Annotated in this window: 7 protein-coding genes; 3 read left to right on the top strand and 4 right to left on the bottom strand. The window is 60.3% G+C overall.

Going from position 1 to position 10,595, the window contains the following annotated elements:
* Positions 1-30: 30 nt before the first annotated feature.
* The 4 genes from C7451_RS19175 to C7451_RS19160 form a co-directional block, all read right to left on the bottom strand.
* On the bottom strand, positions 31-696 hold the full coding sequence (locus C7451_RS19175; RefSeq protein WP_244182036.1) for a DUF7007 domain-containing protein: 666 nt from the start codon (positions 694-696) through the stop codon (positions 31-33).
* Between the two features lie 92 nt (positions 697-788).
* A complete protein-coding gene (locus tag C7451_RS19170) occupies positions 789-2,909 on the bottom strand; it encodes a ParB/RepB/Spo0J family partition protein (RefSeq protein WP_110300452.1) in 2,121 nt (706 codons plus the stop codon).
* A 116-nt stretch (positions 2,910-3,025) separates the two neighbouring features.
* On the bottom strand, positions 3,026-3,448 hold the full coding sequence (locus C7451_RS19165; protein ID WP_110300451.1) for a DUF2958 domain-containing protein: 423 nt from the start codon (positions 3,446-3,448) through the stop codon (positions 3,026-3,028).
* Positions 3,445-4,422, bottom strand: coding sequence for an ArdC family protein (locus C7451_RS19160; protein WP_110300450.1), 978 nt, complete (start codon positions 4,420-4,422; stop codon positions 3,445-3,447). The genes C7451_RS19165 and C7451_RS19160 overlap by 4 nt, the downstream gene beginning before the upstream one ends.
* Before the next feature lie 222 nt (positions 4,423-4,644).
* On the opposite strand from C7451_RS19160, the gene C7451_RS19155 reads away from it, so the two are divergent.
* The 3 genes from C7451_RS19155 (at position 4,645) to C7451_RS19145 (ending at position 10,373) form a co-directional block, all read left to right on the top strand.
* Positions 4,645-5,898 (top strand): metallophosphoesterase family protein, encoded by a 1,254-nt coding sequence (locus tag C7451_RS19155; RefSeq protein WP_244182035.1) that lies wholly within the window; start codon positions 4,645-4,647, stop codon positions 5,896-5,898.
* Complete coding sequence (locus C7451_RS19150) at positions 5,885-9,385, top strand: YhaN family protein (protein WP_110300448.1); 3,501 nt, start codon at positions 5,885-5,887, stop codon at positions 9,383-9,385. Before C7451_RS19155 ends, C7451_RS19150 begins: the two co-directional genes overlap by 14 nt.
* A 106-nt stretch (positions 9,386-9,491) precedes the next feature.
* The gene (locus C7451_RS19145; RefSeq protein WP_110300447.1) at positions 9,492-10,373 is read left to right on the top strand and encodes a BrxR family helix-turn-helix transcriptional regulator; all 882 of its coding nucleotides are present in this window, start codon (positions 9,492-9,494) and stop codon (positions 10,371-10,373) included.
* The last annotated feature ends 222 nt before the right edge of the window (positions 10,374-10,595 follow it).

Here is a 10,595-nt window from a genome sequence, read left to right as displayed (position 1 = left end):
GACCGAGACGCTCGCCAAGCTTGCCGATGGTCATCCCGCAAACAGCGTCGGCGACCTCATGCCTTGGATCGACGTGGGCTGAAAACACCGCTTACCAAAATGCTGACGATCACGCGTGAATGACTCGCCGGCCGACAGCTTTCGTCCGTTCACGGCTTCCCAAGCATCCGGAAACCAGTCCCGTAGCGTTCGGTCTGCATTGGTTTGCTCGCGATAAGTGAAGAGGTCGGGAAAGCCTGTGGCGACCAGCGCCCATTCAGCGTCTTCCTCATACCAACCCCCTGACAATCGGAGAGCTGAAGGCATAGCTGCGTTGCGTGCGCGGTCGAGCTTGAAGCCACCGTGTCCAGCTGTGGAGTGGAAGACGATACCGTCCGCGTAAATGGTCGCCGATTGGGACATTCCCCACGGCGTGGACACGCGCAGGATCGTATCGATGCGGCCAAGTGCATTGCGCTGTTGGACGTGCAGCGCAATATCAGCGACAAAGGCGCGGAACGCACTTTCGTCGGCCACAGCCCCTTCTGCGCCATAGACATCAGATCGTGTCCATTCGGCGATGGGCCGACTGAGTTTCCAGCCGGATGCGATCGAGAAGCCATCCCTGATCGGCACGGCGATATAGGCGATCCCATCGACCCGAGCGGCCATCAGGCCGTCGCTCGTCACACCAAATTCGACAAGGATGTCGGTCATTCTGTCCTCCTTATTTCACGAGGTAGGCCCGGCTTGTTGGCCGGGCCCGATAGTTGTGGATGTGAAGACTGGCGGGCGCTGGCGCGCTCCGCTTATTCCGCCGCGATCGCGTAGGCGGGGTCATCGCCGGCGAGGAATGCCGGCACTGCAATCTCCTCGGGATCTGGGCACGCACCCTGTTCCTCGGCACGGGGGTGTTCCGGTGTCCGAAGCGGTTCGGGAAGCCAGCGGGCATCTTCGAGCAAGCGTTCGGCCTCGCGCGCCATATCGGCCTTCTTGAGGTGATCGATCATGGCAGCGAACTGCTCGCCGCGTGCCTCTGTGACATCGGCCAGAATACGCGGCTTGGTCACACTGCGGAAATAGCCGTCGACCGTCGGCTTCCAGCCTACTGAAATCAGGTCGAGGTCAACGGCACGGGCCAAGACATGGCTGTGCTCGACCCGCCGTGCGACGCTGTGCGCTGACACCCGGCCATTGTCGTACTTGGGCACGACCTCGGCCTGTGCGTTGACTGCAAGCGACGCGCAGTGGGCAAACAGACTTGCCTGTTCTTCCGCACCGAACTCGAGAAGTGCGTCCCAAAGCTCAGTGTCGGAATCAGGCAACCGATCAGCCCACTGCTTCGAGCGATCGGCGATGGCCCTTGCCGGAGCGCTGTCGCGCAGACCCGCGGGCGGATTGGCAAAAGATACCTGGTTCAGCGTCAGCTGCAGACAGCTCTCGCGGCTGTAGCTGTAGAAGGTGGAGAGGACGAGCGCATGCAGCACCGCGGCGAATGCTGTAGCGGGGTTCTGTGCAAAGGCATCTTGCAGCGCAAGCGTGCGCCAGGCCGTGAGGTCTGCGACAAGCCGATCCGGCAGAGCCTTCAACACCTCGTCGTCACCGTCGTCGTCGTCGGCACCAGCAGCCGTCCCGGCATTTCCGGCCTCGACGTTCTGACCGTTTATGCTGCTACTGACCGCAGTCTCGCCCGAACCCGGATTGATGACCATCCCGTCGGCATCACTTTCAGCCTCGCTCACTGGCTCATCTTCGGGCCGAACATAGCCGCGCTCGACGCATAGTGAACCGTCTGCCTCGATGGTGACGAAGACACCAGCAATCGCCATCTCTACGGGATCGAAGGTGACCGGCCGCTCAGCCAGTCTGCTGATTTCCCTCTCGAGCGCATCGATGCGATCATGGATTTCATCGGGCACATTCGGGTCATCGGCCCATTCTGCCTCGATGCGTCCCATTTCTTGCTGTGCCTGTACGAGCATCGCCTGCTCGTCGGCGGTCATGGGGACTTCGTTGCCCGCAATTTCGCGGAGGCCGTTCGTGACATTCCACGGCAAGTCGACCGCGGCTGTCACCCACTTCCAGCCTTCAGCCTCGATACGGGACGTCTCGACTCCGAGCCTTTCCTCAACAAGACGGTGAAGCAGCGCGGGGTCGGTCAACCACCCGCCGTCATCATCCTCGAACAGATCGCGCATGACGCAGCCACCTGCGGCAACATAGGCATCGACGGTGACGAAGCGGACCCGCTTGTCGGCGACGCGGACGCTGTTCTCGGTCAGGCGCTGGCGGATGAATGCCGCAGATTTGTTGAAGCTGTGTGCCAGCATCTCCCAGACTTGCTCCTGACGGTCATGATCGTCAGACACGGTGAAGGCCATCAGCTGCTCGAGCGTCATCCCATCGTCGGCGTAGATGTCGTGAAGCTTGGGAGAGACCGATGCCAGCTTGAGGCGTTGCCGCACCACACCAGGCGTGGTCATGAAATGGGCGGCAATGTCTTCCACCGCACTGCCCTTGTCGATCATAGCCTGCATGGCGCGGAACTGGTCCAGCGGATGAAGCTGCTCGCGCAGCGCGTTTTCCGCATAGCTGTCCTCTTCGGCTGAGACGCCGTCGTCCGACAGTTTCACGATGCAGGGGATGGGTGCGGTGCGGGCGAGCCGCCTTTGCTTCACGAGCAGTTCGAGCGCACGATAGCGCCGTCCGCCGGCGGGAACTTCGAAAATGCCGGTCTCCTGACCATCGGCGTCAACGACGGGGCGCACATTCAGGCTCTGGAGCAGTGTGCGTCGGGCGATATCCTCGGCCAGCTCGGGGATCGAGACGCCCGATTTCACGCGGCGGACATTGGACTGGGATAGAACGAGCTGGTCGAATGGAATATCGCGCGACGGGCTGAGGGTGATTTTTGCGGGCTGTTTGGCCATGGCAGGTCTCCATGACGGGCCGCCGCGAGACTTTCTCTTGGCTTCCTAGCCCGTCACGAAGGCCCTGCCTTCCTCTCACTCTCAGGCCGCCGCAGGCGGCCTTGGCTGATGGTGGATCAAGCATCCGGCGGCTGCTCAACATCTCCAAGGGTAGGGACGCTGGCCCGGCGGTGGATCTCCGCCTCAGCTAGCAGTATCGAGCCGGTGCGCCGTGCAAGCCGAGCATAGGTCGAAAGCGGCACAGCACTTTCAAACAAGATGTCGCGCTCGATTCCGAGGCCAAGCGGCAGACGAACTGATTGCAATTCGCGCAGCGAAAAACTGCCGAGCTCCGGGCACCCAAAGCCCAGGTCGGCGAGGCCGAACAGAATGTCATCCTCGTCGATCTCGGTCGCAAGCCAGGTGCCCGAGCCGACCGGATTGAAAAAGCGGACGACAGGAGCAGGATCGGGCTCCGGGTGCCCAAGGGCATTAGCGTGCAGCCGCGCACGCGTGTTCTTGAGCAGGGCCTCGCGGATTTCGGATGTGAGCAGGTTCATGCCGCCAGCCTCCCCGTCTCGTCCGGTTCGACCTGTTCGTCGTTTCGAGCGCCATTGGCATCAAGGTCAGATGTCCGGCCATGGGAGAGAATGAAGTCTGCGGCCTTTGACGCAGCGCTCGCGGCGCGCAGGATGGCGCGGTTGTCCTCGCGGATGATCTCGAGCCAGGACCCGATGTAGTCGGCGTGGCGCACACTGGGCACGATGCCAAGCGCGGCGCAGACGAACGCACCGGCCATTTCAGCGACCAACTCCTCGCGCCCATATTCTTTCGAACCGAATCTGCCGGTCTGGTCGCGGTCCAAGCGGGTCTTGTGGCCCGTCCAATGTCCAAGTTCATGGAAAGCCGTTCGATGCCAATTGATCGGGTCGTGGAAATCGTCAGGCCGTGGCACCGCGACATAGTCCTGCGCGGGGCTGTAATAGGCGGACGGTCCCCCGATACGAAAATCAGCGCCTGTGGCTGCGATAAGCTCATCGGCTTGAGGGAGGATCAGCCCTTCAGGGATTGGTGGCGCGGGCTGGCAGATATGTTCCGGGAGCCCGTCACACTGGTCGACGGAGAAGACAGTGAAGTGCTTCAGGAAGGGAATACCGCCGGCAGTAGCGCGACCTTCCTGATCAGCACGCTGCCTTTCGGCCGTTGGCACGAAGCGGTGGGTGTAGATGATTCCGACGCCGCGTTCGCCGCGCCGGACTGTTCCACCAAGGGCAGCAGCCTGACGGAAAGTCAAAAAGGCGTGGCTCGAGAAACCGCGTGACGCCACGGCGTGCCACAAGGTGAGGACATTGATCCCGCTGTAGCGCCGATTGCTGATTGCATTGTGCGGCATGCCAACACCTGCATTTGCTGTTCCCCACGGCTGCACCCATGGGACGCGGCCAGCCTCGAGGTCGGCAATGATCCGGTCGGTAATATCCTGGTAGAGGTTCGCGCGCTCAGGTCTGGAGCGCGCAGCAAGTCGTTGCGCCATGGCAGGTCTCCGCAGCGGACCCGCAGCAAGCCTCTCTCGCCGCTCTCAGTCCGTCACGGGACCATCCTGTTCTCTTCCTCTTGCGGGGCGTTGCGGGGCGGCAGCCCCGCACGAAGGGGTCTGATGAGACCGCAGAGGCTCAGCAGCAGGGGAATGCCTTCCCCGAATTTATCGAGACATTTGAGGCGGGTTCGTGGCATGCTCATCGCAGGAGGCAAAAGATTGACCGGATTCACCTTTGTTCATGCCGCTGATCTTCATCTCGACAGTCCGTTACTTGGATTGGCGGGTAAATCTGCGGAATATGCCGCGCGCGTCGAGGCGGCGTCACGCGAAGCCTTCGATAATCTGGTTACCCTTGCGATAGATGAGGGTTGCCGGTTCATGCTGTTGGCAGGCGACATTTTCGACGGCGATTTGCGCAATTTCCAGACAGGTCTATACTTCATGGAAGGCATGCGCCGGCTAGATGAGGCTGGCGTCTCGGTGTTCATGGTGCTTGGCAACCATGACTCTGCCAATCGTTTTGCCGACAAGCTTTCTCTTTCGGGCAATGTCCATGTCTTTCCAAAGACCAAGGCCGCCACACATCGTCTCGATGATGTCGGGGTTGCGATCCATGGCCGGAGCTTCCCCCGCCCGGACGTGTCTGAAGATCTGGCGCGCGAATATCCGGCTGCAACCAAGGCACTGTTTAACATCGGCGTTCTGCATACGGCCTGTGCTGGCAGCGAAGGTCATCACGCCCGCTATGCGCCTTGCACGCCAGAGCAGCTTACCAATCATGGCTATGACTATTGGGCACTAGGCCATGTCCACGCCCATGCCGTGCTCGGCGAGCACCCGCACATCGTCTATCCCGGCAATCTTCAGGGCCGACACCCACGAGAGACGGGGCCCAAGGGTGCCGTCCTGGTCAAAGTAAATGACGGCAGAGTCACCAGCCTTGAGCATCGCGCGCTGGATGTGGTGCGCTGGGCGTCGATCACAGTTGATGTGTCCGGAACGAACGACCACCCGGAATTACTGGATCTCATTCGCGGCCATATTGCCCAAGGCGCAGAGCATGCCGACGGACGGCCTATTGCCCTGCGCCTGACAGTGACTGGAACGACACCGCTCCATTCCAGATTGATCCTCGAGCGTACCGCTTTCCGGGAGGACGTGGAAACACTGCTGGCAACCCTCTCGGCTGACGTGTGGCTCGAAAAGCTGAGGTTGGAAACGGCTCATCCTGAAGCCCCGGACGCTGTCGATCCAACGGTGGCTGGAAAGCTTGATCAGGAAGTGACTCGCCTCAGCCAGGACAGCGCAATTGCGCAAGTTCTCGAAGCGCGGCTTGCCGAGATTCGGACGAAACTGCCCGCTGGCGCACATGCCGATGCATTCATTGAGCAGATGCGCGCCGAGATACCCGAACGCGCTGCAGCCCTTGCGCGCAGTCTAGTCAGCGAGGCTGGTCATGCGCCTGACTGAACTCAGCCTTGAGAAATATGGCGGCTGCGCAAGTCGTGAGCTCACCATTCCTGAAACAGCGGGCCTCACGGTTGTCTACGGTGCGAATGAAGCGGGCAAGAGCACCTGTCTCGACGCGATCAGCGACTTCTTGTTCTCAATTCCCAAGAATACCCAGCGCGGCAGTTTATTCGGCTACGATGGCATGCGCATCGGGGCCACGATGATGATGGCTGATGGTAGCGCGGTGACGCTCAAGCGCCGCAAGGGCAACGGCAAGACACTGGCTGACCTGTCTGGAACGGCACTCGACGACACCGTCCTTGCGCCGGTCCTGGGCGCCATCACACGAGAGCGGTTCGAAACGCTCTTCGGTCTGAACCACGAAACCTTGCGCAACGGCGGGGAGCGATTGCTTCACGCCGATGGCGACATTGGGCGTCTGATCGTCGAAGCAGGCGGCGGCTTGCGCACGCTGGTATCTCGCCTCGAAGGTATCGACGGCGAAGCGGACAAGCTCTTCGATACGAGGCGGTCGGTGAACCGTGTCTTCTACCAACAGCTGACGGCATTCGAGGCAGCGGAGAAGGCGGCACGCGGCGCGCAACTGACCCGGGAAACCTTTGAGCAGACGCGTAAGGCAGCGCTTGCAGCCGCGGAAACGCTGGAGGGTTTACGCAACGAGAGGCGGGACATTGGCGCAGCAGCGTCCCGGCTGGAGCGCGTCCTGCGTGTGGCTCCCCACTTGCGTCAGTTGGCCAGCCTGATCCAAGATCTGGTCAGCTACGACGATGTCGCGCCCTTTCCGAATGATTTCGCGCAAAGGACTCGGACCGCTCTCGATCACCGTAGCGGGGCTGAAAAACGGCTCGAGGGCGCGATCGAACGGCGGGATCGCCTAAAGGCACGGCTCGATGCGCTTGTGGTGAACCCAAATTTAAAAGCCTCAGAACAGCGGGTGCGCGATCTTGCCGAACGCGCCATTCATGTCAGCAAGGCCCGGTCTGATCGTGCCAATCGTCAGCGAGAGATTGACGATGGCGAGGCTCAACTGGCGGCGCTGCGCCGCATGCTTGGTCTGCCGGCGGACGCGGATCTTGCACCGTTAATCCCGGACCAGTCTGCGCTCAACCTCGTGCGCTTGCTTGCCGACGAGATGGTGGAGCGCCGCCCCACGCTTATCTCCGCCAGGACACGCCTTGACGAGCTTGCCGATTCAATCGCGGCGATTGACGGTCGTCTGGAAGCGGCACAATTGGCAGGGCATAATGCTCCGCCAGAGGCGTCGTCATCGGCCTTTGCCAGCCTTGCGGCCCAGAAGTCCGCGCACCAAGCACGTCAGCAGGCGCTGGATACTGACAGCGCAACATTGAGCGGACGGCTCAAAGCGCTTGGCTTCGATACCATTGATGCGCTTGCCACCCTGCCATGCCCCAGCGTTGACGATATTCGCAGTGAGCAGGCCGCGCGCGAGACGTTGACCTCGCAGATCGAGGAGCAGGCCAAGCTGAAGCGACAGGCCGAGCGCGAGACTTTAGCCGGTGAGGCTGAGATTGCTGCACTTCAGGGATCCGGGACCATCGCAAGTGATGCGTCACTTGCCGAGGCACGTGCTCTGCGCGCCGATGTCTGGAGGCCGTTGAAGACGGCATATGTCTCGGGGCAGCTGCCCGATGACGCTACTACTCGCCTTTCTGTTGCTGACGGTCTGGAAACCGCAATCGTGTCTGCAGACGAACTTGCCGATCGTCGCGCCACGGAGGCAGAACGGGCTGCATCGCTCGCATTCGCGCTGCGGCGCGTCGCGGAGGCAAGTGAGGCGGTCAAGGCGGCAGAGGCCGAGAGGGACGCGCTGGTCGGGCAGAAGGAGCGGCGCATCGCCGAATGGGGAAAGAGTTTCCCGCAAGTTCTGGTCAAACATCCGGAACTGGCGTCGCTGCTTCAATTTGGGCAAGCCCGGCAACTGGTGTTGGATGACGCAGAGCGCTTGCGCAACGCGGCGAATGCGCTGGTATTGGAAGAGGCCCAGCTTGCGCCAACCCTTGAGTTGCTCGAACGGATCGAACAGAGTCGCAAGCTCGATGCCACACTGTCGTTCGCGGCCAGGGTCGGTGCGGTGCAAAACACTATGTCCCGGCACGAACAAGCCCATGCTGATTATGTCAGGGACATGCGGGACCGTGAGGACTTCGCGCGGCAGCACAAGCTGGTTGAGGCGGAAGTGCAACGATTGACGGACGCACAGGCCGCCTGGGACTTGGCATGGCCCGCGGCAACAGGTGCGCTGGGGCTAAAACCCGACATTTCGCCGACAGATGCCAACAGCGCGGTCACCGAATGGGTTGGCGCACGCGGTGTCCTGTCGGCGATAGGGCAGGCTCGCCAACGGCTAAAGCGCATGGATGAAGACGAGGCGAACCTCCAGGCGGATGTCCGCAGCCTCGCGACCGAGCTGGCTATCGAGATCGGGGAAGATTGTGTGGTTGCAGCGCAGATGCTGCTGGCCCGGTTCAGCGACAACGCCACAGCACAGACCCAATATGACGGGGTGCTGCCCGATTTTGAGGAGGCGAAGCTCGAGGCCGAACAGGCGCTAGAAGCCCTCGGCACCGCTCGGGAGGAGCTGGCTAGGCTAGCGGCTTCGGCAAAACTTGATGGCAGCGATGATGGGGCCCTTCTGGACGCGGCTTCACGGTGTGAAGCACGCATGGCTTTGTGCGAAGAAATCGCTCTGGCCGAACGCACTGCTACGGACGTGGGCGACAAGCTTGATCTTGCTGTCTTGCGGGCGGAATGGGATGAGCGCGACCTCGATAAGGTTCGTGCGGACCTGATCGAACAGACATCGCGTGCTGCCGAGATCGAGAGCGAAATCGAGGCAGCCATTCTCGCCGAGAAAGCGGCGAAGGACGACCTTGCTGCTTATCTGAGCCAGAGCGAAGTCAATCACGCCGTTGCCGAACGCGAAGCGGCGGCAGCGCAGATGCATCTCGCCCTCGAACGCTACCTAGAGCTTTCGGTTGCGCGAGAATTGGTGACGTCGGCCATGGCAACGATCCGCGCAGAACAGCAAGATCCACTCATTGCGCGGGCGGGCGAACTGTTTTCGGCAACGACACTTGGTGAATTTACCGGAATCGAGACCGATATCGACGACAAAGGCCATCCGGTCGTGGTTGGACGGCGAGCCAATGGCGGTATTGCTGCGGTCGCCACCATGAGCGACGGCACCCGCGACCAGCTTTTCCTAGCTTTCCGGCTGGCAAGCCTTGAGAATTATGCCAGTGCGACGGAGCCGCTGCCCTTCATCGCGGACGACATTCTGGTGCATTTCGATGATGAGCGCAGCCGGTCTACGCTCGACCTGCTCGCGGAGTTTGGCAAGACCAACCAGGTCCTACTGTTCACGCACCATCGCAGCGTCCGGGCGCTTGCTGAACCATTGGCGCAGCAAGGCGTCGCCAATATAATTGACTTAGAACACGGTTCCTTAAGGTCGGATTTTTAACCATCTTGAATCAAAGGAGAAAATTGTTGCGGATAGGGCGCCTTACCCCCTATTGCCGTATCCATCCACTTTTTGGGTGGTTCAAGTAGGTGGGCTAAGGCTGACAATGGGCGAGGAACGACCAAATTTGCGATGGGGTGTGGAGCAAAAGCTCCAATTCATCGAATTCCGCTTGTTCTGGGAGGGGCACGTCAACCGAAGCGACCTGATCGAAAAGTTTGGGGTGTCACCCAATCAGGCGTCAGGTGACCTAAATCGCTATATCGCATTGGCAGAGAACAACATGATCTACGACAAGAGCGGAAAGACATATGTCCGCTCATCGTGTTTCAAGCCGTTGTTCCTGAAGCCAGACTCTACACAATACTTAGCCCAAATCCGTTCTGTTGCTGAAGGCGTCGTCAGCCCAGATGATGCTTGGATTGGAAATCTGCCGGTGTTTGATGCGACTCCGGCGCCAGCCCGCGGGATTGACCCCATTATCCTTCGGTCAATCGTCATCGCGATTAGGCGCGTAGAGGCGATTGAAGTCCTGTATCAGTCAATGTCTGCACAGGATCCAGAGTGGCGTTGGATAGCACCGCACGCATTAGCCTTCGATGGATTTCGCTGGCACGCTCGATCCTGTTGCGAAAAGAGCGGCCAATATCGGGATTTTGTAATCTCGCGCATCATGGACACTCGTCAGACTCGCGCTCCCCAAAAACAAGCTATGTTCGACATCGCCTGGGAGGAAGTCATTGAACTTGCTGTTGGCCCGCATCCTGAGCTCAGTGCTCCCCAGAAACGGGCGATCGAGCTGGACTACGGGATGCAGAACGGTCGGGTTTCGATCCCAGTCAGGCGCGCGCTTCTTTATTATGCTCTGAAGCGACTAGGTTTAGACACCGAACCGTCGGCGCGAAAACCACAAGATCAACAGATAATATTATTAAGCGACCCAAATCTATCTCAGGGCGCTAGTTCGATAGGCGGAGGGATTCGGTAATGTTGGGGCTAACTCTCAGAGGAGAATTTCAGAACAAGCGCCTCAAGGGGACCGCGATTGAGCTCTCAAACGATAGCAATACCGGCGCGACCCAGATCGCTGCTCAGGAATTCCTCGATATCACATATGAACCGCCCCGGGTTTCCCGGAGGCAGATTGGCTTAAGTTAGGCGGCCACAGGAACGTCGTCCAGCATGGCGTAGTAGCGTTGTTCGGCTTCGG

The organism is Blastomonas natatoria (assembly GCF_003201955.1).
Lineage (GTDB): Bacteria > Pseudomonadota > Alphaproteobacteria > Sphingomonadales > Sphingomonadaceae > Blastomonas > Blastomonas natatoria.
The sequence above is the reverse complement of the archived record's forward strand: the minus strand, read 5'-3'. Positions and strand labels throughout refer to the sequence as shown.